This is a genomic window from Lentzea sp. HUAS12, from assembly GCF_024125735.1.
In the GTDB taxonomy this organism is placed as follows: Bacteria; Actinomycetota; Actinomycetes; order Mycobacteriales; family Pseudonocardiaceae; genus Lentzea; species Lentzea albida.
In genome coordinates this window covers 9,326,272-9,352,585 of sequence record NZ_CP099738.1, presented here as the reverse complement: position 1 = coordinate 9,352,585, position 26,314 = coordinate 9,326,272, and the positions used below count along the sequence as shown (strand labels likewise).

The following is a 26,314-nucleotide window of genomic DNA, read 5'->3' as shown; positions in this document are numbered from 1 at the left end:
AGCACTACGGGTAGCTGACGACGTTCACCGGCACGGTGCCCGGCGGTGTCACCCCGCCCACGTTGTTGACCACGTGGGTGATCGTTCCCTGGTAGTTGAGCGACACGGTCAGCAGGTTGTGCAACCTGACGCCGGACCGGTTGGGCACCTCGAACGCGTTCTCGGCCCGCACGGACGGGTTGACGTTGAAGAAGCAGTAGCTGCCGAGTCCCCACGCCTCGTGCGTGGTGACGTTGTCGCCGACCTTGTAGGCCGCATATCCGGCCTGCCCGTTCGGCCTGTTCCAGGTCGCCTGGTTCGGCACGTCGTACGGCATCTCGTTCTGGAAGAAGATCGTCCGGCCGCGCTCGCCGTTCCAGATCACCTGGTACTTCTGGTAGTGCTCGACGAACAGGCCGGTGGCCAGGACGTCGTTGCCGTTCACGACCAGACCGGTGTCCCCGATCGCCTCGTCCCAGCCCCAGGTGCCGGCGTTGCCGTGGTCGGCGCGCCAGATCCAGGTGTGGTCGATGATCGTGTTGTGGCTGTTGATCACCAGGCTGTTCGTCGCCTTGCCCGCGATCGCGCCGCCGACGCGGAAGAACACGTCCTGCAGCGTGGTCGGGTTGGACGCGTGCGAGGCCGACGAGCCGGCCGGGCCCACGGTCAGCAGCGAGTTCGACAGCGTGGTGCCGGCGTCGAACAGGACGCCCTTGATCCGCACGCCGTCGACGTCCGCGACCTGCATCGCGGTGACGCCGTTCTGCGGCACGATCGTCGCGTAGCCGATGCCCAGCACGACGGTGTTCGGCCGCGTGATGTTGATCGTCTGGTTGACGTTGTAGATGCCGGGCGTGAAGAACAGGTTGCAGCCGTTGCCGAGCGCCGCGTTGATCGTCGCGGCGGTGTCACCGGACTTCACGACGTAGAAGTCGCTCATCGGCAGCGAACTGCCCGGCGTGCCACCGTTGACCCACGACGCACCGGAAGCGTTGGTGCGCAGGGAGGGCAGGAACACCCGGTACTTGCCGTTCTCGAAGTAGAGGTACGGCACGTCGCGCGAGATCGGCGTCGTCGCCAGGTTGGTCGACGGCGGGTTCGGGAACGTGGTCGCGGGCGCGCCCGGCGTTCCGGAGAACACCATGTTCCACACGCCGCCGTTCCAGCTGCCGTAGTTGGAGTCGCGCGTGTACCACTGCTGCTGCGAGACCGACGCGGTCTGGCCGGACACGCGGGTGTCCGCGGTGTAGCCGCCGGACGCGAACCCGTAGCTGGCCGGGTAGAGCGCCAGGTTGCCGCGGACGTCCATGCGCCGGAACGGAGCGGCCTGAGCGACGGCCCAGCGGTTGGTGCCACTGCTCGGGACGACCGTCATGTTCTCGGCGGAGCGCCAGAAGTTCTGCAGCGCCACACCCTTGTCGGACTCGTTGAACGCGTCCACGGTGATGTCGCCGTTGATCACGACGTCACCGGGGTTCTTGCCCAGTCCCGACACCGACGTGTAGTAGCCGACGTCGTCGTGGATGCCGCTGTACGTACCGGGCTTGAACAGGTGCGCGACCCTCCGCGGCGCCATCTGCGCGGTCAGCGTGTCCTTCTGGTTGTTGAAGTCGATGTCGAGCTGCGTCTGGATGCTCGTCGCCGACATGCTCGGGTCGAAAACGCGCGTGTTCGGCCCGAAGTTCGGGTTGTCGGACTGCAAACACCCCTGCTGCGTCCCGATCGTGTACGTCGCGCTGGCCACCGCGGAGTTCACGAGCCCCGACTTGATGCCGATCGCGCTGATGGTCCTGTTGCTGGGCACGGAGATGGGCCCGCTGTAGACAGGACTGCTGCTCGTCGGCGTCGATCCGTCCACTGTGTACCGGATGGTCGCGCCGGACGTGGACGTCGAGATCGTCACCGTCTGCGCGGACGCGTAGGCACCACCCGGCGGGCTGAACGTCGGCGTCGCGACCGGCGTGCCGATCACGTACTGCGCGCTGCCGACGGCCGAGTTGGGCTGACCGGACTTGATGCCGATCGCGTTGACGGTCCTGTTGCCGGGCACCGAGATCGGCCCGCTGTAGACAGGACTGCTGGTGGTGGGCGTGGACCCGTCGGTGGTGTACCGGATCGTCGCGCCGCTGGTGGACGTCGAGATCGTGACCGTCTGCGCGGTCGAGTACGTGCCACCGGGCGGGCTGAAGGTCGGCGTCGCCACCGGCTGCACCGCACCCTGGTGGGTGTACGTGAAGTGCGGCGTGTCGTACTGCGGACCGCTCTTCTCGTAGGTGAACCAGTAGTCGATGACCGTGCCGGACGACAGCGACCCGACGGTCTTCTGCCAGGTCCCGGCGTTGTTGGTCATGCGGAAGTTCTGCTGTGCCTGGCCGGAGATCAGGTAGTGCACGTCGACGTAGGCGGCAGGGGTCGTCGGCGTGAAGTTGATCCGGGCCTGAGTCGCGTCGATCGCGGTCACGTTCTGCGTGTAGTCGTCGGCCGCGTACGCGGCCTCGACCGTCGCCAATGACGACAGGGCAATCGCTACGGCGGCAAGTCCACGCCGCCATCTCACCTTTGAGAGCGCTCTCACACCTGGAACGGTAAAGCGGAGATGACGGTTGCGGAAGATGAAAGTTTCACGAAAGCTTCCCGGCACGAGTTTGTTTTCACCCGAACGAGCAGCGGCTTGAAGTGAATACAACCCATAGCGTCGGTGCATGACTGCATCCACCGCGTACAGCCGGGACCTGGGTGACGAGCTCCGGCGCCTTCGCGAGACCTGCACGGGTTTCGGCGGCCGCAAGATGGCCGAGAAGCTGGGCTGGGACCCGAGCAAGGTCTCGACCGTGGAACACGGCCGGGCACGTGCCAGCGAGGTCGACATCATCCAGTTCTTGTCCATGTGCGGCAAGGACATCGACTACATCAACGACTTCAGGCGCCGCTACCAGCACGCGTTCGACGAGTACATCGTGCAGGTGTCCGACAACCTCCGCACTGTCGCGATGGCCGAGGCCACCGCTTCGGCACTCACGAGCTACTCGCCACAGGCGATACCCGGCTTGGTCCAAACTCCGGAGTACGCCGACGGTCACTACCGGATGACCGGAATGGTGACGGAAGCGCGGATCCCCGCACTCGTCCAGATCCGGGTCGACCGACAGGCGGTGCTGCGCCGCCACGATCGGCCGACTTGCGTGTTCTACATCCATGAGAACGCGCTGCGGTTGCGAGTGGGAAGCAGCGCGATCATGAAGGATCAATACGCCCGGCTCCTGTTCCACGCGCACACCATCCGAGTGGTGCCAGACGACGCGCCGGTGGTGGCCTCGAGCTGCGCGCTCTGGGAGTTCGAGAAGGCCCGGCCGGTGGTCTACAGCGAGACCGAACTGACGAACGTGTACGTGCAGGACCCCGGCGCGATCGCTCGGACTCGGCTGCTCTTCGATCGTCTGGATGAAGTCGCGTTGAATGCGGAACAATCGCGGAGCAGGCTGGCGGACTACGTCGGCCGACCGCGAGAGGATTCCGATGATGCAGGACCGCACTTGGCGTACTAGCAGCTACAGCGTCGGCACCGAGGAAGGTGAGTGCGTCGAAGTCTCGCTCTCCCACGACGCCCTCGTCCGGGACTCGAAGAACGCGAGCGGCGGCGTGCTCGCGTTCTCGGTCCCCGCCTGGCAGAGCCTGCTCAGGTCCCTCGGTTCTCGTTGAGGTAGTTGTAGATCGTGTAGCGGGTGACCTCGAGGACGCCCGCCAGGTGGTCGACCGAGTCGCGGATGAGGAAGAAGCCTGCCTCGTCCAGCACCCGGACGACCTGCGACTTGTGCACCTTCTTCATCAGCTCGACCGGCACGCCCACGTCGGCGATGGCCTTCTCGACCAGTGAGCGCTGCAGCGTGTCCACGTCCTGCGGGAAGGACTCCACCGGGCCCGACGCCTCGTGGGCCGCGAGTTTGTTGACGCACAGGCAGCCCACGGCGACGCCCGACGCGTCGCGGACGAAGGTCGTCGACGACCAGATCGCGCGGCCGTCCGGGGCGTAGGTCTCGTAGCCCGGCATGTCGGTGGTGGTGCCCCGTCGCACGAGGCCCAGCAGCAGGTCCGTCATCGGGCCGCCCACCTGGCGGCCGGTCAGGGAGCCCGCGATGGCGATGATCGAGTTGGGCAGGCGGGACAGGTCGTGCACGACGACCTCGGTGTCCGGGCCCAGGGCGGACGCCAGGCTGTCGATGGTGGGCACCAGCGCCGACAAGGCTGCCGGAATCGGGGAGGAAGCCGGGCCGGACAACGACTTCAGGGCCGCCCGCAGACGCTCCAACGTGCCGCGCGAGGTGGTGGCGTGCGGGGACAGGCGGACGTGCTCCGGGCGGACGGTCGCGGTGATGCCGAAGGCGTTCAGGGCCTCGCCGACGACCGAGGCGGCCTCGGGCATCGTGAACGCGAGGATTCCAGCTCGGCGTTCTCGTGCCGACACGACCTTGCCACCGGCCGACAGCACGATCTCCTCGACCTCGGCGACGATCTCGGCCACCGCGGTGGCCAGCCTGGAGACGCCGGCCAGTTCGACGAGTTCCAGGGCCTCCGCGAAGGCGCCGGAGACGATCGGCGAGAGGTTCGTGATGTTCCAGGAGGCGGCGTCCGGGGCGGCGGCGTGCACCGAGTCGTCGAACAGGCCCGCGTCCACGGCGCCGGTCCAGCCCGACAGCACCGGCGAGAGGCGTTCCAGAGCTCGGTCGGAGAGCACCGCGAAACCGGTGCTCCAGCCCGCCCGCAGCCACTTCTGGCCGCCGACGACGAGCACGTCGGCGAGTTCCCACGGCTCGTCGACCACGCCGAAGCCCTGGATGCCGTCCACGACCAGCAGGCGGTCGCCCACCGCCTCGCGCAACGCCGCGAGGTCCGCGCGGTAGCCGGTGCGGAAGTCCACAGCGGACACCGACAACGCCGAGACCTCGGGCGTCAGACCGGTAGCGACGGCCGCCGGGTGCACCGGGCCGTCGAGCACGACCGACGGGATGCCCGCCCGCACCCACGGGTAGGTGTTGGACGGGAACTCCGCGGCCGAGTACATGACCGTGCCGGACAGTCCGAAGGCCGCCTGGAACAGGCCGATCGACGTGTTGGGCACCAGGGCGACGTGGTCGGTGTCCGTGCGGCAGAGGCGCGCGACGGCGGCCTTCACCCGCTGCTCCTCGCGCATCAGGGTGTCCACGGTGGACGGCCCGGCGAGCGAGGCCTGCTCCAGCAGGCGGGAGGTGGCCGTGACGACCGCCAGCGACGGCGGGCCGAAGCGGGCGAAGTCGAGATACCCCTCCGGTTCGCGGAACTGGGCGAGGTACGAGGCGTCGATCAACTCAGAGCACCTTTGCGAGGAACTGTTGCGTGCGCGGCTGCTGCGGATTGTCCAGCACGCCGGACGGTGTGCCGGACTCCACCACCGCGCCGTCGACGAGGAACACCACGCGGTCGGCGACCGAGCGGGCGAAGCCGATCTCGTGGGTCACCACGATCATCGTCATGCCGTCGCGGGCCAGCGAGGTCATGACGTCGAGCACCTCGCCGACCAGCTCCGGGTCCAACGCGGACGTGGGCTCGTCGAACAGCATCAGCTTGGGCTTCATCGCCAGAGCGCGGGCGATCGCAACACGTTGCTGCTGACCTCCCGAGAGCTGGGCCGGGTACGCGCCCGCCTTCTCGGCCAGCCCCACCCTCTCCAGCAGCGCCAGCGCCTCCGCGCGCACCTCCGCGCGACCGCGGCCGAGGACCTGGACCGGCCCCTCCATGATGTTCTCCAGCGCCGTGCGGTGCGGGAACAGGTTGAACCGCTGGAACACCATCCCGACGTCCCGGCGCTGGTGGGCGGCCTCGCGTTCGCGCAGCTCGTAGAGCTTGCCGCCGGCCGAACGGAACCCGACCGGCACGCCGTCGACCCAGATGCGGCCGGCGTCGATGGTCTCCAGGTGGTTCACGCACCGCAGGAACGTCGACTTGCCCGCGCCCGACGGGCCGAGGAGGCACACGACCTCGCCGCGCTCGACCTCCAGGTCGATGCCCTTGAGCACCTCGGTGTGCCCGAACGACTTGCGGACACCGACCGCCTCAACGAGGGCCATAAGCACGCTCCAGGTAGTGCTGCCCGATCGACGCGAGGGACACCATCACGAGGTACCAGGCCGCGGCGGCGAACAGCGTTTCCATGATCTCCAGGTTCCGCGACGAGATGTTGTTCGCGGCGTGGATGAGCTCGGTGAAGGCGATCACCGACGCCATCGACGTGCCCTTGATCATGTTGATGAAGTTGTTGCCCGTCGGCGGGATGATCACCCGCATCGCCTGCGGCAGGACGACGCGCCGCAGAGTCGTCAACGGCGTCATGCCGATCGACTTGGCCGCCTCGGTCTGCCCCTCGTCGACACTGCTCAGCCCCGCGCGGACGATCTCCGCCATGTAGGCGCTCTCGTTGAGCCCCAGGCCGAGCAGCGCCGCGACGAACGCCGTCATGACCACGTTGGTGGGCACGGAGAACAGCATCGGGATGCTGATGTTCTGGAAGACCAGCGCGAGGTTGAACCAGATCAGGATCTGCAGCAGCACGGGCAGCCCGCGGAACAGCCAGATGTAGCCGATCGCGAACCACCGCGCGACGGGGTTCGCGGACAGCCGCATCAGCGCCACGACCACACCGAGCACGATCGCGCCGCCCTGCGCGGCGACGGCGAGCACGATGGTGTTGAGCAGGCCTTCGAGCATCACGGGGTGTGTGAAGAACCCCGGCACGTCCTCCCACTGGATCTGGGCCTCGGACATCGCCCAGCCCAGTCCCGCGATGACCAGCACGATCACCGCGCCGCTGATCCACCGCCAGGGGTGGCGCAGCGGCACGACGACCAGTTCCTCACGCACGTCGTTCATGCGGGTGTCACTTGCCATTGACGGTGGCCTTGGTGATCGCACCCTGCTTGATGTCCCAGGTGGTGACGATCTTCTCGTAGGTGCCGTCGTCGATCAGCGACTGCAGCGCGCCCTTGATCGCCTCGGACAGCTTGGCGTTCTTCTTCGCGACGCCGATGCCGTACGGGCCGCCGTTGATCGGCGCGAGCGGCACGACCTCGAAGTACTGACCGTCACCGGCGGTCTTCGCGACGTAGACGGCGGTCGGCAGGTCGTTGAGGATCGCGGCGACGCGGCCGGTGCGCAGCTGGTTCTGGTTGCCGGTGTCGCTGTCGGTGACGCTGAGCGTGACCTCGGGCTTGCCCGCGGCCTTGCACTTCTCGCTCTGCTCCTTGCCGAACTGCTCCTGCGAGCTGCCCAGGTTCACCGCGATGCCCTTGCCGCACAGGTCGTCCGGGCTCTTGACGCCCTGCGGGTTCCCCTTCTGCACCATGATCGTGATGCCGGAGGTGAAGTAGTCGACGAAGTCGATCTTCTGCTGGCGCTCGGCGGTGTCGTTCATCGCGGCCATCGTCACGTCGACGCGGCCGGTCTCGAGGCTGGTGATCAGCGAGCTGAACGCCATGTCGCTGTGCTCGGCCTTGAGCCCGAGCTTGGCGGCGATCGCCTTGATCAGGTCGACCTCGGACCCCATCGGGGTCTTGCCGTCCTGGTCGTAGAAGTTGTTCGGCGGGTTCTGGATGTTCGACCCGACCTTCAACGTGCCGGCCGAGGCGATCTCCGGCGGCAGCAGCGCGGCGAGCGCGTCGTCCTTCTTGACCGACCCGAGGTCGGACGACGGGGGCGTGGACGTCTGGGCGGGGTCGGACGTGGACCCGCAGGCGGCGAGCCCCAACACGAGCAGCGAGGTCACGAGCAGGCGCGGCATCATGGCGGGGACCGTACAACGCCGAGTTGAAGCCGTCCACAAAAAGTTGAACCAACCATTTCCGGCAGATCGGCGGCGGCGGGGGTGGCAGGCGGCGGGAGCTGCGCAAACAGGGTGTTGAAGGCGTCCACAAAAAGTTGAGGTCGCGGCCGGTGGCGCGGGCCGGTGGGTGGCGGGTGGCGGACAGCGGGTTCGCGCCTGCTGCCGCCAGCGCCTCGTGGCCGCCACCTCATCCGCGTGGCGGCGCGATCGCGCCGTCCTGGCGGGCACCCCGCACCCTCCCACCGACGTGACCGGGCGCACCTGGGGAATTCCACCGCGCTCCGGTTCGTTGGTCCGGATGCCCCCAGAAAACGAGGAGGACCAACATGGCGACGGTCGAGCTGACCAAGGAGAACTTCGACGAGGTGGTCGGTGGCTCCGACGGCTCCGGCATCGTCCTGGTCGACTTCTGGGCCGAGTGGTGCGGGCCGTGCCGCGCGTTCGGGCCCACCTACGAAGCGGCGTCGGACAACAACGAGGACATCGTCTTCGGCAAGGTCGACACGGAGGCGCAGCAGGAGCTCGCGGCCACGTTCGGCATCCGTTCCATCCCGACGCTCATGATCGTGCGCGAAGGTGTCGTGCTGTTCTCGCAGCCGGGCGCGCTGCCCGCCCCCGCGCTGAACGACCTGATCCAGCAGGCGCGCGACGTGAACATGGAAGAGGTCCACGCGAAGGTCGCGGAGGCCCAGGCCCAGCAGGGCTGATCGCCTCGGCAGGACCGCTCGGCGGGACTGATTGGCTCAACCCACCTGTGGGTAATCGACGTGCATGAACACCGACACGTCGACCGCGCAGCTGGTGAACCAGCTGTCCGAGCAGGTGAGCAGGCTCGCGCGCGATGAGATCCGTCTCGCCGTCGCCGAGCTGAAGGACAAGGGCAAGCACGCCGGTGTCGGCGCCGGGATGTTCGGCGCGGCCGGCGTGTTCGCGTGGTGGGGAGGGCTCAGCGTCGTCGCGGGCCTGATCCTGCTGCTGGCACTCGTAGTTCCGCCGTGGGCGGCCGCTCTGATCGTCGCGGCCGCCCTTCTGCTGTTCGCGGGCGTTTTCGCGCTCGTGGGCAAGGGCCAGGTGAAGCAGGCCGCTCCGCCGGTCCCGAGGCAGGCGATGGACAACGTCCAGCGGGACATCGCGACGATCAAGGAGAGTGCGCACCGATGAGCGACCCCAAGGAGCAGCTGCAGCGCGACGTCGAGCGCACCCGTCGTGAGCTCGGCGAGACCGTGGAAGCGTTGGCGCACAAGGTCGACGTGCCCGCCCGCGTGAAGGAGCAGGCGCACGAGACGGCCGAGCGGGTGAAGGGCCAGGCGCAGGACGCGGTCGTGCGCATGACCGCCGCGACCAACCAGGCCGTCGACTCGCTGCCCGACCCCGTCGCGGCGCAGGTCGAGAAGGCGCGCAGGCACCCCGGCGCGATCGCCGCGGCGTTGATCGCGCTCGTCCTCGCGATCTGGGCGATCTCACGGAGGAACCGATGAAGCTGTTCTACCGTCCCCTCGGAATGCTGTTCGGCGCGCTGGGAGGTTTCCTCGCCACCGCGATCTTCGGCCAGATCTGGAAGCTCATCGCCGGCGACAAGGAAGCGCCCAGCGCCACGATGCGCAACCGCGCCTGGACCGAGGTGCTGCTGGCCGCGGCCATCCAGGGCGCCATCTTCGGCCTGGTCAAGGCCGCGATCGACCGCGGCGGCGCCAAGGGCTTCCAGAAGCTCACGGGCGAGTGGCCCGGCGACGAGGAAGACTGACAGGTCTCCCCGAGCGCCCGGCCCGCCGCGGGCCGGGCGTTGAGCCTGCGGACGTTTGAACGATCAACTACCCTGGCGGCATGCCACAGCCAGAGGGTGAAGAGCTCGCCGCCATCCGCGCCAAGCGCGATGAGCTGCGCGAACGGTACGTGAAGCCTCTCGCCGAACGCGGCGGCTCGCCGACCAGGGGCGTGCACCACATCGCGCTGATCTGCAAGGACGTCGAGGAGACCATCCGGTTCTACCAGGAGTTCCTCGGTTTCCCGCTGGTCGAGCTCGTCGAGAACCGCGACTACAACGGCTCGAGCCACTTCTTCTTCGACCTCGGCAGCAAGAACCTGCTGGGGTTCTTCGACTTCCCGGGTCACGACCACCCGGCGTTCTCCGAGACGATCGGTGCCGTCCAGCACCTCGCCCTCTCGACGTCGCCGGAGCGGTTCGACGAGATCAAGTCCAAGCTGGACGAGGCCGGGATCGAGTACCTGGGGCCCGACCGGGGCGTCGAGGACAGCCTGTACATCCGCGACCCCAACGGTGTAGGGATTGAGTTCTACCGGGAAGAACTCGGCGAGTTCGAAGGCACGACACTGATCAACTGAGGACGGAGTCGCAGTGGCGCAAGAGGTCAAGGGCATCGTCGCCCGGGGCAAGGGTCAACCCGTCGAACTGACCTCGATCCTGGTGCCCGATCCCGGCCCGGGCGAGGCGGTGGTGAAGGTCCAGGCGTGCGGCGTCTGCCACACCGACCTGCACTACCGCGAGGGCGGGATCAACGACGACTTCCCGTTCCTGCTGGGCCACGAGGCCGCGGGTGTCGTGGAGTCGGTCGGCGAGGGCGTCACGGATCTGGAGCCCGGCGACTTCGTCGTGCTGAACTGGCGCGCCGTCTGCGGCACGTGCCGCGCGTGCCGCCGGGGCAAGCCCTGGTACTGCTTCTCGACGTTCAACGCCTCGCAGCCGATGACGCTGACCGACGGCACGAAACTCTCCCCCGCACTGGGCATCGGCGCGTTCGCGGAGAAGACGCTCGTCCACTCAGGACAGTGCACGAAGGTCGACCCGTCCGCGCGCGCCGCGGCCGTCGGCCTGCTCGGCTGCGGTGTGATGGCGGGTGTCGGTGCCGCCGTGAACACCGGCGGTGTCGGCCGCGGCGACTCGGTGGCCGTGATCGGCTGCGGCGGTGTCGGTGACGGCGCCATCGCGGGCGCCCGCCTCGCCGGTGCCGCGAAGATCATCGCCGTGGACACGGACCCGCGGAAGCTGGAGTGGGCCAAGGGTTTCGGCGCCACGCACACCATCAACGCGCGCGAGGTCGACGACGTCGTCACCGCGATCCAGGACCTGACGGACTCGTTCGGCGCGGACGTCGTGATCGACGCGGTCGGCCGCCCGGAGACGTGGAAGCAGGCGTTCTACGCCCGCGACCTCGCCGGAACCGTTGTCCTGGTGGGTGTTCCGACGCCGGACATGAAGCTGGAGATGCCGCTGATCGACTTCTTCAGCCGCGGCGGCGCGCTCAAGTCCTCGTGGTACGGCGACTGCCTGCCCACGCGCGACTTCCCGATGCTCGTCGACCTGTACCAGCAGGGCCGCTTCGACCTCGACGCGTTCGTCACCGAGGAGATCCCGCTCGACGGCGTCGAGGGCGCGTTCGAGAAGATGCACCACGGCGACGTGCTGCGATCGGTCGTGGTGTTCTGATGGCACTCCGCGTGGACCACGCCGTCACCTCCGGCACGTTCTCGCTGGACGGCGAGACCTTCGACGTCGACAACAACGTCTGGGTCATCGGCGACGACTCCGAGTGCGTGGTGATCGACGCCCCGCACGACGTGGACGCGATCCTGAAGGTCGTGAACGGCCGCGAGGTCGTGGCGATCCTCCTGACGCACGCGCACGACGACCACGTCCGCGTCGCGCCGGACCTGGCGCACGCGACGGGGGCGCCGCTCGCCCTGCACCAGGCCGACCACGTGGTGTGGAACCTGACGCACACCGGCGTCATCCCGCACCAGGCGCTGGAGGACGGCCAGGTGCTGACCGTGGCCGGCGAGGAGATCCACGTGCTGCACACGCCGGGCCACTCGCCCGGCGCCGTGTGCTTCTACGTGCCGTCGCTGGGCGCGGTGTTCACGGGCGACACGCTGTTCCAGGGCGGACCGGGCGCGACCGGCCGGTCGTTCTCGGACCGGCCGACGATCGAGCAGTCGATCCGGGAGAAGCTGCTGACGCTGCCCGGCGAGACCGTGGTGCACACGGGCCACGGCGACGACACGACGATCGCCGCCGAGGTGTTCTAGCTAGTGGTGCGTCCCAGAAGGTCGGCGAGGTAATCCACACTCAGCAGGGCGCCTCGCGGCACCGCCCGCAACCTTCTGCGCCACACCACTAGAACCGCGGAGGCCGCTTCTCCAGGAACGCCGTCACGCCCTCGGCGTAGTCGGCGCTGGAGGCGGCCTCCGCGTACAGCGCGCGCACGAAGTCGTCCTCGTGCCCGCCGTCCGTGATCGAGTTGATGATCTTCTTGGCCCCGCGCACCGAGACCTGCGCGCGGCCGGCGATCTGCTCGGACAGCTCCTTCACGCGTGCGTCCAGCGACTCCACCACCTCGTTGACCAGGCCGATCCGCAACGCGGTGGCCGAGTCGATCAGGTCGGCCGAGAACAGGATCTGCTTCGCCCACGCCGGGCCGACGGCGTCGACCAGCGCCTTGGTGGACGTGAAGTTGTAGACGATGCCGAGCTTCGCCGGGGTGATGCCGAAGCGGGCGTCCACCGCCGCCACCCGCATGTCGCACGCCAGGGCGATCTCGCAGCCGCCGCCGACGCAGAAGCCGGAGATCGCGGCGATCGTCGGCTTGTCCAACCGGGCGATGGCCCGCTCGCCGGCGTGCACGGCCTCGCCGTAGTGGGCGGCGCCCTCCGCGCCGCGCCGGAGGGTCGAGAACTCGGCGATGTCGGCGCCCGCGGAGAAGTGCTCCCCGCCCCGGATGACGAGCACCCGCACGCTCTCATCTGCGGAAACGCGCCCGAGCAACCCCGGCAGGGCCGACCACATGTCGTAGCTCATGGCGTTGCGCTTGGCCGGTCGGTTGATCATCAGGGTGGCGACCGGACCGGCCGCGGACAGCTCCAGGAACTCGCTCACCCGTCGGACGATACCGGCGCCCTTGTAAGGTCCTCTGGCCGAAGACAGGAGGACCCGTGACCGCGGCTGCAATGGGTGCGTCCACGTTGCGCACGTTCGCGGCGCGGTTGCGCGCCACCGCGCCGGTGTCCGCGCGCATCCTGTCGGAGCTCGCGAGCGAGCTCGACAAGGGCGGGCCGGTGGCGGACCTGCTGTGCTCGCACAGCGCCGTGCACAGCCCGTTGTTCGGCGTGCAGGCGCTGGCGGGGGTGCGGTTGCTGATGCTGTCGGGCAGGGCGCCGGAGCTCACCGAGCGGTTCACCAGCGCGCACGCGGCGGCGATGGCCGGGGAGTCCGACTCGGCGGCCCTGCTGACGTGGCTCGCCGCGCGCAGCGCGATCATCGAGAACCCCGGCGAGATCCTGGCCGCGCTCGACCGCACGGTGCAGCAGCACCAGCCGAAGACGGCCGGGTTCCTGCTCCGGGGCCTCACCATGATCGGGGCGCCGAAGGTCCGGCTGCTCGAGCTCGGCGCGTGCGCGGGGCTGAACCTGATCCTCGACCACTACCGCTGGTTCGGCCTCGGCTGGGAGTGGGGCGACAAGGACTCGCCGGTGCGGCTCGCCGCGGCCGGTCCGCAGCCGCCGAACCTGCGGATCGTCGACCGGGCCGGCTGCGACCTGCAGCCGCGCGACCCCGCCGACCCCAAGCACGCGATGATCCTGCAGTCGTTCATCCCGCCCGAGCACGACGCGCTGCGCTGGGACCTCGACGACGCCATCGAGCTCGCCGCGAAGGTCGGCGTGAAGGTCGCGCGCTCCCCCGCGGGGCGGTGGCTGCGCGAGAACCTCGTGCCGCCGGAGGACCGCACCACCTACACGGTGATCTGGCACAGCTCGTTCTGGTCGTACCTGACCGAGGACGAGCGGCACGAGATCGAGACGACGCTGACGGCCGCCGCCGGGTCGATGCCACTTGCGCGCGTCGCCTACGAGTCGACTGATTTTCGCTCGAACCCCCGCCTGACGGTCACCATCTACAGCTAACCTCCGGCGGCGTGAAAACGATCCGCGCCTCCCTGCTGGCCGTCGCCCTCTTCACGACGACCACGGCCGCGCCCGCCCGGGCGGCCGTCTCCGACCACGACCTGGCGTTCCACTGGGCCCCGGTGCACCACCAGGACACCGACTCCTCCGACCACGACGCCGACTACCTGTCCACAGTGGACTTCGACGGCGACTGGAACACACTGAACAACTGGGAGAACCAGCCCCAGCTCGCCAAGCTGACCGGTGCCGCGTACTACTCGGTGGTCGAGACGGGCACGCACTGGTTCCTCGTCTACGGCTTCTTCCACCCGCGCGACTGGGACGACCAGCCCGACCCGTTCGGCCAGCGCACCCACGAGAACGACCTGGAGGGCGCGCTGTTCGCGGTCCGCAAGGACGGCTCGCAGTACGGCAGGCTCGAAGCCGCGGTCACGGTGGCGCACAGCGACTTCTACTCCTACGTGCCCGCCGGGTCGCCGTACCGGAACGGCGCGGAGACCATCGACGGCACGCTGCTGCTGGTCGGCGGCCGCCCCGCCACGTTCCAGGAGGCCAAGGGCCACGGCCTGTACCGCTGGAACGGCGCCGAGTTCCCCGGCGGTGACGGCGTGGTCTACCAGCCGTCCGCGATCGGCGAGGTGCCGTCGGGCGGCAACGACCGCAGCGTCGGCTACCGCCTGGTGAACACGTTGGACGCCAACGGCATGTGGGCCCGCCGGAACAACACGGAGACCTTCGCGTCGTTCGGCACCTTCCGCGGCGACAACGGCAAGGACAACGCCGCCAACGCACCGTGGGGCTGGGACGACCAGAACGACGGCCCGGTCTACCGCGGCTACATGGCCACCGACCCGGCCCTGCTGATCGACCGGTACTTCTCCAACAAGGGCGACTTCAGCCTGACCTACACGCGCAACGCCTTCCGCTGAGCCGTTTCCCGGGCCGGCCGCTCAACCCTGGGCGGCCGGTCGCACCGCGATCTCGTTCACGTCCACGTCGGCGGGCTGCTCGATCGCGAACGCGATGGCGCGGGCGATGGCGTCCGGCGGGATCGCGATCTCGTCCCGCAGGCCCGCGATGCGTTCCCGCACAACGGGGTTCGACGAGGCCTCCGCGAAACCGGTGTGCACGAACCCCGGGAACACCGTGGTGACGCGCACGGTCGGACCGGCCTCCTGGCGCAGGCCCTCGCAGATCGCCCGCACCGCCACCTTCGTGCCCGCGTAGACCGCCATCGCGGGCGCGACGGTGAACGCGGCCGTCGACGAGGTGGTCACGAAGTGCCCGGCCCGCTGCTCGCGGAACACCGGCAGCGCGGCCGCGATCCCGTGCAGCACGCCCTTGATGTTCACGTCGACCATCTCGTCCCACTCGTCGACGCGCAGGTCGTCCATCGGCGAGATCGGCCCCACGCCCGCGTTGCCGACCAGCACGTCGAGGCGCCCGAACCGTTCGCGGGCCAACGCCACCAACGCGTGCAGATCCTCCCGGCGGGTCACGTCCACACGCACGCTCACCGCCGTGCCGCCCGCACGCTCGATCCTGTCCACCAGGTCCGCGAGACGGTCCGCACGACGTGCTCCGAGCACGAGCCGCGCGCCCCGTTCCGCCAGCCACAACGCGGTCGCCTCACCGATCCCGCTGCTCGCACCGGTGATCGCCACGACCTTTCCCTCACCACTCATGACCCCAGCCTGCGGCGAGCCCAGCCTGGTATCCAGAGCCGGTTTATTCTGGTACCGGAGGTGCCATGACCGCGGACCGCAGGCGAGAGCTGGGGGTGTTCCTGCGCAGCCGCCGGGAACGGATCACACCCGCCGAGGCCGGTCTGCCGACCACCGCGCGGCGCCGCACGCCGGGTCTGCGGCGCGAGGAGATCGCGGTGCTCGCCGGCATCAGCGCCACCTGGTACACCTACCTCGAACAGGGCCGTGACGTGCGCGCGTCCGACCAGGTCCTCACCTCCCTCGCGGCGGCGCTGGGGCTCGACCGGCCCGAGAGGGACCACCTGTTCCACCTCGCGGGCCACGCGCCCGCGCCGGAGGCCGAGGCGGAACCGCTGACGGCCGAAGCCGCCGCCGTGCCGCACCTGCTGCAGCCGAACCCGGCGTACGTCATCGGTGCCACCTACGACGTCCTGAGCCACAACGAGGCCGCCGCGGACCTCTTCCCCGTGCTGCGCACGCCCGCGCCGAACCTCGCGCGGTGGACGTTCACCGACGAGACGGCACGAGAGGTCGTCCTCGACTGGGAGCAGGAGGCGCGCGGCCTGCTCGCCCGGCTGCGCACGCTCGCCGCGCGGCACCCCGGTGACGAGCGGTTCACGCGGCTGTTCGAGGAGCTGCGCGAGGCGAGCCGGGAGGTGCGGGCCTGGTGGCCGCACCAGGAGGTCCAGGCGCAGAGCGGAGGGCGCAAACGTCTGCGCCACCAGCGACTGGGCGCCCTCGACTACGCGTACACGGCGTTCCACCTCGCCGAGCAGCCGAGCCAGACGCTGGTGATCTACGCGGACCCGCGCCCCTGCGCGTGACGGTTCATCCGTCCGGTGGGCGTCGCAGGCATGGCGGCGGTCGCTCGTTCAGGTGGCGCGCGTTCCGCAGGTTTTTCGGGCTCGAACGCGGCTACTCCAGACGGCGCAACCAGGTGTTCCGTTCAGGGGAGGTGAAGTGCTCGGAACGCCGGTGCGGCGGTGGCAGGCCCTCTTCCCCAGATCGACGTCCCGCGGACCGGATGCCGGCGTGACTCCGGGCCGTGGTGCACGCACGGGCTCCAGCCACCGAATTCACCTCGCATGAACGAGATGTTGTCGTCTAGAGAGGAAGAACATGCGCAAGAACGTCACAACCGGCCTTCTGGCCGCGATCGCGGCCACAGGCCTCGTGCTGGCGGGCGGACCCGCCGCCAGCGCTGACAGCAGCGCGTTCCACCCGTACGACTTCGGTGGCCACGAGAACCTGACCGCGGACTGGTTCGACCATCAGACGTGGACGTGGGCCTCGGGCGGCTTCGGCGGGGACTCCGGTGAGGGCGGCGACGCCACCAGCTCCAACACCGCCACCACCGGCGACTCCGGCGATTCCGACGACGAGGACACGCCGACCGGCGACACCGGTCACGCCGCGAACAACAGCAACACCGAGGGCGGCGACACCGGCAGCGGAGGCGACGGCGGCGACGCCGTCGCCGAGGCGGACTCGGCCACGACCACCTGGGACGAGGACTCGGACGAGGAAGGCGACGAGGACGAGGGCAAGGGCGGGGACCACGGCTACGGCCACGGTGACTCCGACTCCTCGACCGCGGCCGCCGAAGCAGGCGACGGCGGGAACTCCGGTGAGGGCGGCGACGCCGACAGCACCAACACCGCCACCACCGGCGACTCGGGCGACAGCGGTGACTCCGGCGACACCGGGCACAACTCCGCCATGGTCATGTGCGTGCACTCGGTCTGCCTGACGGGCACCGACTCGGGCGACTCCGGCTGGACGGGCACGGGCGACACCGGCGACGCGATCAACAACAGCAACACCCACGGCGGCAACACGGGCAGTGGCGGCAACGGCGGCGACGCCGACGCGGCAGCGGACAGCTCCACCGCGACCGAGTGGGACGACGACGAGAACGGCGGGAACGACGAGTCCGGCGCCACGGCGGCCGCGGTGGCCGGCAACGGCGGGAACTCCGGCGAGGGCGGCGACGCCGACAGCACCAACACCGCCACCACCGGCGACTCGGGCGACAGCGGCGATTCCGGCGACACCGGGCACAACTCCGCCATGGTCATGTGCGTGCACTCGACGTGTGTGACCGGCACGGACTCGGGCGACTCCGGCTGGACGGGCACGGGCGACACCGGCAACGCGACCAACAACAGCAACACCCACGGCGGCAACACCGGCCACGGTGGCCACGGCGGCGACGCGGTGGCGACGAGCCTGAGCGAGGTGGTGGACGCCTGATCGGCTGAGGCCATCACCTGGTGAGCGGGTGGGGACCGAAGTCCCACCCGCTTTCCGGGCGTCACAGGGGTTTCAGGCCGCCCGCGGATACAGGCGGGCCATACCGGGAGGAGCAGCGAAGGGCGCCCACGTGCCCTCCGCCTGCGCCAGCCGGTCCGCGACGACCCACAGCACGCTGGAGTTGAAGCCGTAGCCCAGGTGTGAGGACGACACCTGGATGTTCTCCCTGCGCGGCCCCGGTTCCTCGACGCACGACTCCCACGAGACGATGCCGTCCGTTTTGGAGTAGACCGACGTGGCGGGCACCGGGATCGGCGGCCGCGTCGACTCGAGCGGCGGGAACTCGTCCTTCGGGATGTGCAGGCGCGACAACAACGAGAACGCCGGCATCGCCCGCGACTGCACCGGATCGCTCATGTTGTAGGGCGATCCGAGCGTGATCACCTGGCGGACGCGGTGCGGGTGGTCGCGCGCCATCTCGCGCGCGAAGATACCGCCCAGCGACCAGCCGACGATCGACACCGGCCCGCCGTAGGCATCCGAGACCTTCTTCACCAGCGCGTGCATGCCGTCGACGGCCTTGCGCGTCGGCCCGATGTTGCGGCCGAGGCCCCACGGGTTGACCTCGTAGCCGAGCCCCGACAGGAAACGGCGCAGCATCACCGTGGACGAGTCCGCGGCGCCGAGGCCGGGGAACACGAGGACCGGGTGGCCGTCACCGGACGGCGCGCCGCGCAGCATCGCCCGCGTGGCCACGAACTCGCCGACGTCGAGCGCGCAGCGGGTGGGCTCGGTGAGGTACCAGAACAGGCCGGGAGCGCTGCCTCTGACGAGGTGCAGCGGTGAGGTCGCAGGAGCTTCGAAGACTTCGTCCGAAGGTACGGCGGACATAGGAGCCTCCCCACACGTCGACAACCCCGAGCCGGCGCCCCGGGCCACGTCGCCCGGTGAGTCCATGATGTTTCGTGAACGATCTTTTCGCCAGCACTTTCGAGTCTCGATTCGCCACGAAGATGTAACGCGTCGGCAACCTCACAGCTGTGCAGTGCCTCTCACCTGCATGGACGTCGATTGAGACGCACCGCTCCTCTAGTCTTTTTCGAGTGGATCGGATGAGCAGTTTGGACGCGAGCTTCTACTTCATCGAGGACGAGAACGTGCCGATGCACGTCGGTTCCGTCCTGGTCTTCGACGGGCCGGCCCCGTCCTACGGCGACGTGATCCGGCTCTTCCTGTCGCGCATGGACCAGGTGCCGCGCTACCGGCAGAAGGTGAAGGCGCTGCCGTTCCACGTGGGGCGTCCGGTCTGGGTCGACGACGACCACTTCAACATCCTCTACCACGTGCGCCACACCGCGGTGCCGTCGCCGGGCGGGGAGGACCAGCTGCGCAACCTCGCCGGACGGATCTTCGCGCAGAAGCTCGACGACTCGAAGCCGTTGTGGGAGGCGTGGCTCGTCGAGGGCCTCGAGGGCGGCCGTTGGGCGATCATCTCCAAGGTCCACCACTGCATGATCGACGGAGTGTCCGGTTCGGACATGCTGCAGCTGACGCTCGACTTCCGGCAGGACAGCGTGCTGCCCGAGCCGAAGGAGTGGAAGCCGCAGCCGCAGCCCTCGACGCTCGACCTGGTGGTCGACGGTGTCCGCGACGCCGTGGTGACGCCGGTGCAGCACCTGTCCGCGTTGCCCGCCGTCGCGCGCAACGTCCGTTCCCTCAGCGAGATCCTGGACTTCGGCAAGTCCGTCCTCGGTTCCCTTCCCAGCACGGCGAGGCGTCTGGTCACGCGGGCGGCGACGTCGTTGAACGGTCCCATCGGGCCGCACCGCCGCTGGGTGTGGGCGCGCGCGAACCTGGCCGAGATCAAGCAGATCCGCACCGCCGCGGGCGGCACCGTCAACGACGTCATCCTGACCGCGATCACGCGGGGTTTCCGCGACCTGCTGGAGAAGCGCGGCGAGCTGACCGAGGGCATGGTCGTGCGCACGATGGTCCCCGTGTCGATGCGCAAGTCCAACCAGCACAACGAGTTGAACAACCGCGTCAGCGCCGTGCTGGTCAACCTGCCCGTGGGCGAGGCGGACCCGGTGAAGCGCCTCGCGTCGATCCGCGAGCAGATGGACGACCTGAAGGGCTCCCGCCAGGCCGCGGGCGCGAACGTGCTGACGAACCTGTCGAACTTCGCCGCGCCGACGCTGATGGCGCTGGGCTCGCGGACGGCGATGCGGTTCCCGCAGCAGATCCTGCAGACCGTCACCACGAACGTGCCCGGCCCGCGCGTGCCGCTCTACATGCTCGGCCGCCCGCTCGTGGAGATGTTCCCGTACGTGCCGGTCGCCTCGACGATCCGGATCACCGTCGGCATCTTCTCCTACCTCGACCGGTTCACCTTCGGCATCAACGCCGACTTCGACGGCGTGCCGGACGTCCAGCTCCTCGCGGACGGCATCCGCGCGGGCTTCGACGAGATGGTGGCGCTGGCCGCCGAGGCGGCGGAAAGCTCGGCGGCGAAGAAGCCCGCCGCGAAGCCGCGTGCCGTGCGCACGAAGCCGGAGCCGACGGCCTGAGGCACGAGCTGACGGTCCAGGCGGGCGAGCACGACCTGCGCCTGACCGTGGTGGGACTCGACGCGCGGCTGGGCGCCCTCGGGCTGGCTCTCGGCCAGGTCGACGACGTCCGGGTCGAGCTGGAGGACGTGCGGTGGTCGCGCTGGCGTGCCCGCCGCGCCACCGTCGTGTGCCGCGACGTGCACGTGAACCCGCCCGCCGTCCTGGTGGCGTCACCGGTCGAGTTCCGCGTGGAAGTGGACTTCACGGACATTCCGGAGTTACAACCGGTCAGTTGGTTGCCGTTGACCGTCCGGTTGGTCGGCTCGGAGCTGCACGTGCGGCTGCACAGGTGGCTGCCGGCACGGGTGTTCGCGGTGCCCGAGTTGCCGCGCGGCATCGAGCTGACGGGCGTCGAGCAGCACGCGGACCACTTCGTGCTGACCGGGGCCGCCCCCGCGCTGCGGGAGCGGCTCACGTTCGGTCAGCTCGCGGACGTGCTGAGGCGGTTGGCGTCCATCCAGTCGAGGACCCGCTCGGACACGACCTCGGGGACCTCCAGCTGGGGCACGTGACCGACGTTCGCCAGCTCGTCGTAGCGCCAGTGCGGGAACCGGCGGGCCGCAGCCCGGGCGGAGGCGACGTTGACGAGCCTGTCGCGGTCACCGCTCATCAGGAACACCGGCACGCGCACCTTCGCCATCGCCGCGTGGTAGAGCCCGCGCTTCGAGAGCGCGGACACGACGCTGCGCGCGGCTTCGAGGAACGCCTTGTCGAGCCCCTCGACCTTCGCGCGCTCGCCGATCAGGTGCTCGCTGGCGAGCTTGAGCTCCTCGGGGATGCCCGACGGATCCGCGCAGACCAGTTTCAGCAGCCGGTCGACCTGCGCCCGTGCCGGCGCGGTCCTCGACCTCGCCAGGAACCGCTCCCCCAGCCCCGGCACCGAGTACAGGAAGAACGTGGCGAGCACCGCAGGGTCCGGCCGGGTGCCCAGCACCATCGGCAGCGCGGGGTCGACCAGCACCAGTCCCGTCACCGGCTCGGGGTCGTGGGCGGTCTGGAAGAGCGAGATCAGCCCGCCCATCGAGTTGCCGACGAGGACCGCCGGTTCCCGCACGACCTCCCGCAGGAACCGGCCCAGCAGCCTCGTGTTGGCCTGGACGGTCGTCTGCCGCCCCTCCGGGTGCGTCAGGCCGTGCCCGGCGAGGTCGACGGCCGTGACGCGGGCCCTCCGCGCGAGCAACGGCGCCAGCAGCACCCAGTTGAGGTGCGACCCGCCGAGCCCGTGCACGAGGACGACGCGCGGACCGTCCTCCGGTCCGCCGAAGTCGACCCAGTGCACGGGCCCGCCGAGGTCAGCGTGGTGGCTGGTGCCGCCGAAGTTCGCCACAGTCGTCATACCAACCAGTATGTCGCTTGGCCCTGCAGATCGGTAGCGCCTGTCAGCGCCACTCCCAGGCCGGAGCGGGCCGGCACTTCTTCGTCGCGGTCTCGACCTTCCCGATCGGATCGTGGTCGGGGAGCGTGATGTCGGTGCCGGGCATGGTCCAGCACTGCTGCTCCTGCTCTCCACCGGTGCCGAGCAGGTTCCCCGCCGCGTCGTAGAACCGCGTCTCCGAGGAACCGTTCTCGTCGCCCGCGGCGGTCCACGTCGACGGGTACAGCATCCGCACGAGGTAGGTGCCGTTGGCGATCCTGGCCTCCGCCGTCCTGCCGTCCTGCGCCCGGTACGTGACCCGCGCGACGGACGGGTCGACGCGACCCGCCTGGATGCGGTAGCCGGGGGCGCCCGCGAGCTCCGGGAAGTTCCGGTTCGTGTCACCACCGGGAAAGCTGCCGCCCGCGTCCATGGCGAAGTGGCCGGCCAGCCAGCCGACGTACACGGGCTGGAACCCGCCCGCGCGGTATTCCCTCCCGCCGCGGCCGATCTGGCACGAGACGTAGGCCTTGTCCGTGTAGAGGAACGCGTACCCGTCGGTGCCGGCGACGTCGTACTGGTGCAGCGTCAGCTTGCCCGGTACGGCCGAGGACCTGGCGCACCCCTCCTCGATCGCCGCGATCCGCTCCGGTGTGAGACCGAAGGTGTCGCGCGCCTTCGGTGCGGACGTCGGCGACGTCGTGATGTGGACGGCCGGCGTCGGCTCCGCCGGACCTGGCCTGAGCAGCACCACGCCCGCCGTCACGACCGCCACCGCAGCAGCGGCGGCGAGGAGCGGCACGGTGAGCCGGGACGCCCCGCGGCGGCCTCGGGCCGCCCGTTCGAGCTCGGCGCGGATCCCTGCGTGGCGGCCCGGCGGCAGGTCGCGCGGGGGAGGGAGCGTGCTGGTCATCGGTCCTCCTCGGTGTGCACGAGCTCGCGGTGCTGCTGGAGCTTCGACTTCGCCTTGCTGACCCGCGCCCGCACGCTGCCCTCGGTGATGCCGAGCACCGCCGCCGCGTCCGCGTACGACACCTCGGACCACACGCACAGCGCGAGCGCCTCACGTTCGTTGCGCGGCAACTCCGCCACGGCGTCCAGCAGTTCTTTCATCCGCCGCTGGTCGTCGAGCCGCTCCGCCACCAGGTCCGCGTGGTCGGGCACCGCGCGTTCCTCGCCCACCCGCCGCAGGTTGCGCAGCCGCCGGGTCAGGGAGCGCTGCTCGTTGCGCACGACGTTCGTCGCCACGGCGAGCAACCACGGCAACGCCGAATCGCGTTCCAGCCGCACGTCGCCGCGCTTGCGCCAGGCCAGCAGGAACGTCGCCTGCAGGTGGTCCTCGGCCTCGGCCCACGAGGCGGTCAACCGGAAGCAGTGGTTGTAGACGGCCTTGGCGTGCCGGTCGAACAGCACCCCGAAGGCCCGCGCACCGCCCCCGGCGGCCCGCAACCACAACTCGCGGTCGTCTTCGGTTGTCATACCCGTACGTGTCCGCCCACCCCGGAAGTGTTGGCACCGCGCCGTTCACTAGCGTTGCGGAGCGTGGCACATCTGGGGGTGGCCGATCTCGCGGGCATCGCGCGGTCGGCGTACGGCCGTGAACTGCGCGACGTGACCCGCCTCAGCGGCGGCAGCAAGAAGGGCGTCTACCGTCTCACGCTCGACGACGGCACGACGGGCATCGCGTACGTGTGGCGCGCCTCCGAGGATTACTGGCCGGAACACGACCACGACCCGTTGTTCGGCCACGCGAGCGGACGCGACCTGTTCCTCACCGCCCACGCCGCGCTGACCGAAGCGGGCGCGTCCGTGCCGAGGCTGGTGCTGGCCGCCGAGGACGTGGTCGTCGTGGAGGACCTGGGCGGCGAGTTCCTGGAACAGTCGCTCGACACCGAGGCCCTGAACCGCCTGTGGGACGACCTAGCCGCCGTGCACCGCCACACCAGCCCGCGCTACGGCCGCCCGAGCGCACTCCGACCGCTGGACGCGCCCGCGGTGCCCGACGTCGTGCTGCACCGCGCCCTCGGCCACCTGCAGGCCTGCTGCGCGCGCGTCCCGAGGATCGCCGCCGAGCACGACCGCCTGGAAACCCAGCTGCGCCAACGACACGCCGTGCTCGCCCCGCGCACCACGTACTCGCTGATCCACGGCGAACTGGGCCCCGACCACGTCCTCGTCGCGGACGGCCGGCCGGTGCTGATCGACATCGAGGGCGTGATGTTCTTCGACGTGGAGTGGGAGCACGTGTTCCTGGAACTGCGATTCGGCTCCCACCACCGCCCGGTCGCGGGCCTCGACCAGGCCCGGATGTCGTTCTACCGCCTCGCGCAGCACCTGTCCCTCGTGGAGGGCCCGCTCCGGTTGCTGGACGGCGGTTTCCCGCACCGCGAGGCCATGCGGGCGATCGCGGAGCACAACATCGGTCGAGTCTTGAGCTGTTAGCGCTCGTCGCGCTTGAACAGCCGGCCGATGCCGGTGACCAGGCAGACCGCGAGCACCCAGCCCAGGACGGTGAACGCCAGCGACGCCCACCTCGCGCCGTGCAGCGGCACCCAGAGCTGGCTGTGTTCGAGGCTCATGATCGGCAGCAGCAGGTCGATCGTGTAGAGCCACGGGTTGAACCACACGTCCTGGACGTCTTTCCTCACCGGGGCGAAGTTGTCCGGGTTCTCGGCCAGCCCGTGGAAGAGCGGGCCACCCACCAGCACAAGTGCTCCGAGCCACCACAGGATTCGCAGCGGGCGGTAGCCGTAACCGACGGTGGGGCTGAGCAGCAGCCACACGATGCGATGCAGGCTTCCGAAGAAACCGTTCAGGCTCCGGCGGCGCACGTCCTCCTTCGCCATCAACACATCGGTCGCTTCGTCCTGCCGGCCCGCTCTGGCATAGGTCGACGCCAGTTGCAGGTAGACCTGCGGGACGTACTTGTGGTGCGTTCGCAACCATTCGAGCCGTTTCGGCACCTTCACCGAATCGTCGTGCAGGGCACCGTAAACGAAGTCGTCGAGCCTGGTCTCCGTCCCCTCCGGCCAGTCGCCGTCGCGGTCGTCGAACGACCCCGTCGTCACCTGGCGCAGGTCCAGCGGTCCGACAGGCTTCTCGGCGAACGCCAGACGCAACGTGCTGCGTATCTGGGTGCCGGTGAGCTTCAGCGCGGGGCTCCCGACGATGACCGCGCCGTCGAAGGTGACCTCGGTGCCCACATGGGCGTCACGCATCTGCACGCCCCCAAGCACTCGGGCGTGGTCGAACTTCACGGCGTGACCGACGCGAATCCGGTCACACCGCACCGCTTCGGTGCGACTCTCGAACCGGCCGTGCCGAAGGTCGACCTTGCCGTCGACCGACGCGCCCGCGAAGTCGACCCGGCCGTTCGCGCTGAACCCGTTGCGCAGAGCCACGTTCCTGTCCACCCTGATTCCTCTGGCGACCAGAGCGTCTCTTTCCTCGTTCTCAAACCAGCCATCGGTGCAGTCGAAGTTGCCTCCCACGTGCGCCTCGCTGAACACGACCTGCCCCTGGGAGCGGAAGCGCACGCCGTACTGCGTGCCGAGGCTCAACTCACCGTGCACCCTCAACCCAAGCGCTTCGATCGCCGTCTCGAACCTGTTCCAGAAGAGGCCTCCCTGAGCCCTGACCGCGCCACCGACCCGCGCGTTGGACAGGCAAAGCTTGCCGTGCACCACGGTTCCGCCCCGCATCGTCAGATTCATCGCGGTCGAGGCGAGCTGAAGGTTGATCGCCATGCCACCGGGGTTGCGGAACGTCCCACCGGTGAAGGAGAGCCAGCCACCGAACTCACAGGCGACGAGGTTCAGTTCGCCGATCGCGGTGCACTCCTCGGTGAACTCCGCCTGCTGGCGGACCTTCATACCGGGAGCGTCCAGGGCCGGACCGCGGAGGTTGTAGAACCTGGCGCCGTGGCAGAGCAGCTGACCACCGATGTCCGAACCGCTCAGGTTCACCGCCCCCTCGACGGAGAAGCCGCGACGCCAAAGGACGTGCTCCTTCACCACGATGCTCCGCAGGTCCAGTGCGGTGGCCACCCCGGGGTTGCGGAACACGGCGCCGTCGCAGACGAACTCCCCTCCGAGGTGGGCGCCGATCATCCTGGCGAGACCGGTGACCCGGAACCTGCCGCACAGGTAGGCGTCCTGGTCCACCCGCAACCCGTCCGCCTCCAATGCGCCTTCGGCCCCGCCTGTGATCACGCAGTCCCGCATGTTCAACTGCCCCGCCACGTGCGCGCCGGTGAGTTGAACGCAACCGTTCACCTGGCAGTCGTCCAGCGCGAGGCCGTCCTGAACGCGGACCTGCGAGGCGCGGAAACCCGGCAACCGGCAGTCGGTGAAGTAGAGGCCGGCGACACTCGCCTGCTCGAAGTTCGGTTCGCTGTCGAAGGAGCACCGCACGAACTCCACGGGGAACCCGACCGCGCTGGCCTCCAGGTCGAGCTCACCCACCACGGCCACGTCGTACAACGCCAGCGTGCGCGGGCGGTCTTCGTTCCCACGCAGCAGTTGCTCCGTCAGGAACGCGGCTCCGATCACTCGTCCCGCACCGGCGAAGTCGACCCGTCCCCTCTTCTCGATCGCGTTGAACAGCTCCATCTCGACTGGCGTCATGTCGCGCGCACTCCTCTGCC

General features: G+C 69.5%; 28 protein-coding genes. 16 read left to right on the top strand and 12 right to left on the bottom strand.

Annotated elements, in window-relative coordinates; translation table 11 throughout:
- Positions 1-4: 4 nt before the first annotated feature.
- On the bottom strand, positions 5-2,488 hold the full coding sequence (locus ND450_RS44110) for a chitobiase/beta-hexosaminidase C-terminal domain-containing protein (protein WP_253323871.1): 2,484 nt from the start codon (positions 2,486-2,488) through the stop codon (positions 5-7).
- 193 nt (positions 2,489-2,681) lie between these two features.
- Between ND450_RS44110 and ND450_RS44105 the strand changes: the two genes are divergently transcribed.
- Both ND450_RS44105 and ND450_RS44100 read left to right on the top strand, forming a co-directional pair.
- On the top strand, positions 2,682-3,524 hold the full coding sequence (locus ND450_RS44105; protein ID WP_253323870.1) for a helix-turn-helix transcriptional regulator: 843 nt from the start codon (positions 2,682-2,684) through the stop codon (positions 3,522-3,524).
- Positions 3,436-3,678: a DUF397 domain-containing protein gene (locus ND450_RS44100; protein ID WP_371927597.1), complete on the top strand. Its 243-nt coding sequence runs from the start codon at positions 3,436-3,438 to the stop codon at positions 3,676-3,678. The genes ND450_RS44105 and ND450_RS44100 overlap by 89 nt, the downstream gene beginning before the upstream one ends.
- Here the strand turns inward: ND450_RS44100 and ND450_RS44095 are convergent.
- The 4 genes from ND450_RS44095 to ND450_RS44080 are packed head-to-tail and all read right to left on the bottom strand — an operon-like array spanning position 3,656 to position 7,789.
- Positions 3,656-5,320 carry an aminotransferase class V-fold PLP-dependent enzyme gene (locus ND450_RS44095; RefSeq protein ID WP_253323868.1) on the bottom strand — a complete coding sequence of 555 codons (1,665 nt, stop codon included), beginning with the start codon at positions 5,318-5,320 and terminating at the stop codon, positions 3,656-3,658. The two genes, ND450_RS44100 and ND450_RS44095, sit on opposite strands and share 23 nt — an antisense overlap.
- A 1-nt stretch (position 5,321) precedes the next feature.
- Complete coding sequence (locus ND450_RS44090; protein WP_253323867.1) at positions 5,322-6,080, bottom strand: amino acid ABC transporter ATP-binding protein; 759 nt, start codon at positions 6,078-6,080, stop codon at positions 5,322-5,324.
- Complete coding sequence (locus tag ND450_RS44085; RefSeq protein WP_253323866.1) at positions 6,067-6,879, bottom strand: amino acid ABC transporter permease; 813 nt, start codon at positions 6,877-6,879, stop codon at positions 6,067-6,069. Before ND450_RS44085 ends, ND450_RS44090 begins: the two co-directional genes overlap by 14 nt.
- Positions 6,880-6,886: 7 nt before the next feature.
- Entirely contained in the window at positions 6,887-7,789 is a 903-nt protein-coding gene (locus ND450_RS44080) for an ABC transporter substrate-binding protein (protein WP_253323865.1), read from the bottom strand.
- 365 nt (positions 7,790-8,154) lie between these two features.
- Between ND450_RS44080 and trxA the strand changes: the two genes are divergently transcribed.
- The 7 genes from trxA (at position 8,155) to ND450_RS44045 (ending at position 11,872) form a co-directional block, all read left to right on the top strand.
- Complete coding sequence (trxA, locus tag ND450_RS44075; RefSeq protein ID WP_089913549.1) at positions 8,155-8,535, top strand: thioredoxin; 381 nt, start codon at positions 8,155-8,157, stop codon at positions 8,533-8,535.
- 64 nt (positions 8,536-8,599) lie between these two features.
- Positions 8,600-8,989 carry a phage holin family protein gene (locus ND450_RS44070; RefSeq protein ID WP_089913552.1) on the top strand — a complete coding sequence of 130 codons (390 nt, stop codon included), beginning with the start codon at positions 8,600-8,602 and terminating at the stop codon, positions 8,987-8,989.
- Positions 8,986-9,306 (top strand): DUF3618 domain-containing protein, encoded by a 321-nt coding sequence (locus tag ND450_RS44065; RefSeq protein WP_089913556.1) that lies wholly within the window; start codon positions 8,986-8,988, stop codon positions 9,304-9,306. The genes ND450_RS44070 and ND450_RS44065 overlap by 4 nt, the downstream gene beginning before the upstream one ends.
- Positions 9,303-9,572 (top strand): DUF4235 domain-containing protein, encoded by a 270-nt coding sequence (locus ND450_RS44060; RefSeq protein WP_253323864.1) that lies wholly within the window; start codon positions 9,303-9,305, stop codon positions 9,570-9,572. The genes ND450_RS44065 and ND450_RS44060 overlap by 4 nt, the downstream gene beginning before the upstream one ends.
- An 80-nt stretch (positions 9,573-9,652) precedes the next feature.
- Positions 9,653-10,171, top strand: a complete 519-nt coding sequence (locus ND450_RS44055) for a VOC family protein (protein WP_253323863.1) — start codon at positions 9,653-9,655, stop codon at positions 10,169-10,171.
- A gap of 13 nt (positions 10,172-10,184) precedes the next feature.
- Positions 10,185-11,273: an S-(hydroxymethyl)mycothiol dehydrogenase gene (locus ND450_RS44050; protein ID WP_089913565.1), complete on the top strand. Its 1,089-nt coding sequence runs from the start codon at positions 10,185-10,187 to the stop codon at positions 11,271-11,273.
- Entirely contained in the window at positions 11,273-11,872 is a 600-nt protein-coding gene (locus ND450_RS44045) for an MBL fold metallo-hydrolase (RefSeq protein WP_253323862.1), read from the top strand. Before ND450_RS44050 ends, ND450_RS44045 begins: the two co-directional genes overlap by 1 nt.
- Positions 11,873-11,960: 88 nt before the next feature.
- Here the strand turns inward: ND450_RS44045 and ND450_RS44040 are convergent, their stop codons facing one another.
- On the bottom strand, positions 11,961-12,719 hold the full coding sequence (locus ND450_RS44040; RefSeq protein ID WP_253323861.1) for an enoyl-CoA hydratase/isomerase family protein: 759 nt from the start codon (positions 12,717-12,719) through the stop codon (positions 11,961-11,963).
- Positions 12,720-12,775: 56 nt separating this feature from the next.
- On the opposite strand from ND450_RS44040, the gene ND450_RS44035 reads away from it, so the two are divergent.
- A complete protein-coding gene (locus tag ND450_RS44035; RefSeq protein WP_253323860.1) occupies positions 12,776-13,744 on the top strand; it encodes a DUF2332 family protein in 969 nt (322 codons plus the stop codon).
- Positions 13,745-13,755: 11 nt separating this feature from the next.
- Positions 13,756-14,676 (top strand): hypothetical protein, encoded by a 921-nt coding sequence (locus ND450_RS44030; protein WP_253323859.1) that lies wholly within the window; start codon positions 13,756-13,758, stop codon positions 14,674-14,676.
- A 21-nt stretch (positions 14,677-14,697) separates the two neighbouring features.
- On the opposite strand, the gene ND450_RS44025 is transcribed toward ND450_RS44030, so the two are convergent.
- Positions 14,698-15,432 (bottom strand): SDR family oxidoreductase, encoded by a 735-nt coding sequence (locus ND450_RS44025; RefSeq protein WP_253323858.1) that lies wholly within the window; start codon positions 15,430-15,432, stop codon positions 14,698-14,700.
- Between the two features lie 65 nt (positions 15,433-15,497).
- On the opposite strand from ND450_RS44025, the gene ND450_RS44020 reads away from it, so the two are divergent.
- Together ND450_RS44020 and ND450_RS44015 are read left to right on the top strand one after the other, a co-directional pair.
- On the top strand, positions 15,498-16,277 hold the full coding sequence (locus ND450_RS44020) for a helix-turn-helix transcriptional regulator (protein ID WP_253323857.1): 780 nt from the start codon (positions 15,498-15,500) through the stop codon (positions 16,275-16,277).
- A gap of 295 nt (positions 16,278-16,572) precedes the next feature.
- A complete protein-coding gene (locus ND450_RS44015) occupies positions 16,573-17,706 on the top strand; it encodes a hypothetical protein (protein ID WP_253323856.1) in 1,134 nt (377 codons plus the stop codon).
- 72 nt (positions 17,707-17,778) lie between these two features.
- Here the strand turns inward: ND450_RS44015 and ND450_RS44010 are convergent, their stop codons facing one another.
- Positions 17,779-18,597: a triacylglycerol lipase gene (locus tag ND450_RS44010; protein WP_143091526.1), complete on the bottom strand. Its 819-nt coding sequence runs from the start codon at positions 18,595-18,597 to the stop codon at positions 17,779-17,781.
- A gap of 221 nt (positions 18,598-18,818) precedes the next feature.
- Here ND450_RS44010 and ND450_RS44005 point away from each other — a divergent pair, with 221 nt between their 5' ends.
- Together ND450_RS44005 and ND450_RS44000 are read left to right on the top strand one after the other, a co-directional pair.
- A complete protein-coding gene (locus tag ND450_RS44005; RefSeq protein WP_253323855.1) occupies positions 18,819-20,273 on the top strand; it encodes a wax ester/triacylglycerol synthase family O-acyltransferase in 1,455 nt (484 codons plus the stop codon).
- Positions 20,274-20,323: 50 nt separating this feature from the next.
- Positions 20,324-20,827, top strand: coding sequence for a hypothetical protein (locus tag ND450_RS44000; RefSeq protein WP_253323854.1), 504 nt, complete (start codon positions 20,324-20,326; stop codon positions 20,825-20,827).
- Here ND450_RS44000 and ND450_RS43995 read toward each other — a convergent pair.
- Genes ND450_RS43995 through ND450_RS43985 form a run of 3 tightly spaced genes read right to left on the bottom strand, consistent with a single transcriptional unit; the run spans position 20,737 to position 23,148 of the window.
- Positions 20,737-21,651, bottom strand: a complete 915-nt coding sequence (locus tag ND450_RS43995; RefSeq protein ID WP_253323853.1) for an alpha/beta fold hydrolase — start codon at positions 21,649-21,651, stop codon at positions 20,737-20,739. The two genes, ND450_RS44000 and ND450_RS43995, sit on opposite strands and share 91 nt — an antisense overlap.
- 43 nt (positions 21,652-21,694) lie before the next feature.
- Complete coding sequence (locus ND450_RS43990) at positions 21,695-22,582, bottom strand: hypothetical protein (protein WP_253323852.1); 888 nt, start codon at positions 22,580-22,582, stop codon at positions 21,695-21,697.
- Positions 22,579-23,148 (bottom strand): RNA polymerase sigma factor, encoded by a 570-nt coding sequence (locus ND450_RS43985; protein ID WP_253323851.1) that lies wholly within the window; start codon positions 23,146-23,148, stop codon positions 22,579-22,581. Before ND450_RS43985 ends, ND450_RS43990 begins: the two co-directional genes overlap by 4 nt.
- 63 nt (positions 23,149-23,211) lie before the next feature.
- Here ND450_RS43985 and ND450_RS43980 point away from each other — a divergent pair, with 63 nt between their 5' ends.
- Positions 23,212-24,111 (top strand): phosphotransferase, encoded by a 900-nt coding sequence (locus tag ND450_RS43980; RefSeq protein ID WP_253323850.1) that lies wholly within the window; start codon positions 23,212-23,214, stop codon positions 24,109-24,111.
- Here ND450_RS43980 and ND450_RS43975 read toward each other — a convergent pair.
- The gene (locus ND450_RS43975; RefSeq protein ID WP_253323849.1) at positions 24,108-26,294 is read right to left on the bottom strand and encodes a hypothetical protein; all 2,187 of its coding nucleotides are present in this window, start codon (positions 26,292-26,294) and stop codon (positions 24,108-24,110) included. The genes ND450_RS43980 and ND450_RS43975 overlap by 4 nt on opposite strands.
- Positions 26,295-26,314: the final 20 nt, after the last annotated feature.

Coding starts and splice junctions, on each gene's coding strand:
- ND450_RS44025 (WP_253323858.1), bottom strand. CDS start 15,432: ATGAGTGGTGAGGGAAAGGTCGTGGCGATCACCGGTGCGAGCAGCGGG.
- ND450_RS44005 (WP_253323855.1), top strand. CDS start 18,819: ATGAGCAGTTTGGACGCGAGCTTCTACTTCATCGAGGACGAGAACGTG.
- ND450_RS44070 (WP_089913552.1), top strand. CDS start 8,600: ATGAACACCGACACGTCGACCGCGCAGCTGGTGAACCAGCTGTCCGAG.
- ND450_RS44055 (WP_253323863.1), top strand. CDS start 9,653: ATGCCACAGCCAGAGGGTGAAGAGCTCGCCGCCATCCGCGCCAAGCGC.
- ND450_RS44065 (WP_089913556.1), top strand. CDS start 8,986: ATGAGCGACCCCAAGGAGCAGCTGCAGCGCGACGTCGAGCGCACCCGT.
- ND450_RS44010 (WP_143091526.1), bottom strand. CDS start 18,597: ATGTCCGCCGTACCTTCGGACGAAGTCTTCGAAGCTCCTGCGACCTCA.
- ND450_RS43990 (WP_253323852.1), bottom strand. CDS start 22,582: ATGACCAGCACGCTCCCTCCCCCGCGCGACCTGCCGCCGGGCCGCCAC.
- ND450_RS44015 (WP_253323856.1), top strand. CDS start 16,573: ATGCGCAAGAACGTCACAACCGGCCTTCTGGCCGCGATCGCGGCCACA.
- ND450_RS43995 (WP_253323853.1), bottom strand. CDS start 21,651: ATGACGACTGTGGCGAACTTCGGCGGCACCAGCCACCACGCTGACCTC.
- ND450_RS44080 (WP_253323865.1), bottom strand. CDS start 7,789: ATGATGCCGCGCCTGCTCGTGACCTCGCTGCTCGTGTTGGGGCTCGCC.
- ND450_RS44085 (WP_253323866.1), bottom strand. CDS start 6,879: ATGAACGACGTGCGTGAGGAACTGGTCGTCGTGCCGCTGCGCCACCCC.
- ND450_RS44045 (WP_253323862.1), top strand. CDS start 11,273: ATGGCACTCCGCGTGGACCACGCCGTCACCTCCGGCACGTTCTCGCTG.
- ND450_RS43975 (WP_253323849.1), bottom strand. CDS start 26,294: ATGACGCCAGTCGAGATGGAGCTGTTCAACGCGATCGAGAAGAGGGGA.
- ND450_RS44090 (WP_253323867.1), bottom strand. CDS start 6,080: ATGGCCCTCGTTGAGGCGGTCGGTGTCCGCAAGTCGTTCGGGCACACC.
- trxA (WP_089913549.1), top strand. CDS start 8,155: ATGGCGACGGTCGAGCTGACCAAGGAGAACTTCGACGAGGTGGTCGGT.
- ND450_RS43985 (WP_253323851.1), bottom strand. CDS start 23,148: ATGACAACCGAAGACGACCGCGAGTTGTGGTTGCGGGCCGCCGGGGGC.
- ND450_RS44105 (WP_253323870.1), top strand. CDS start 2,682: ATGACTGCATCCACCGCGTACAGCCGGGACCTGGGTGACGAGCTCCGG.
- ND450_RS44100 (WP_371927597.1), top strand. CDS start 3,436: ATGCGGAACAATCGCGGAGCAGGCTGGCGGACTACGTCGGCCGACCGC.
- ND450_RS44020 (WP_253323857.1), top strand. CDS start 15,498: ATGACCGCGGACCGCAGGCGAGAGCTGGGGGTGTTCCTGCGCAGCCGC.
- ND450_RS44060 (WP_253323864.1), top strand. CDS start 9,303: ATGAAGCTGTTCTACCGTCCCCTCGGAATGCTGTTCGGCGCGCTGGGA.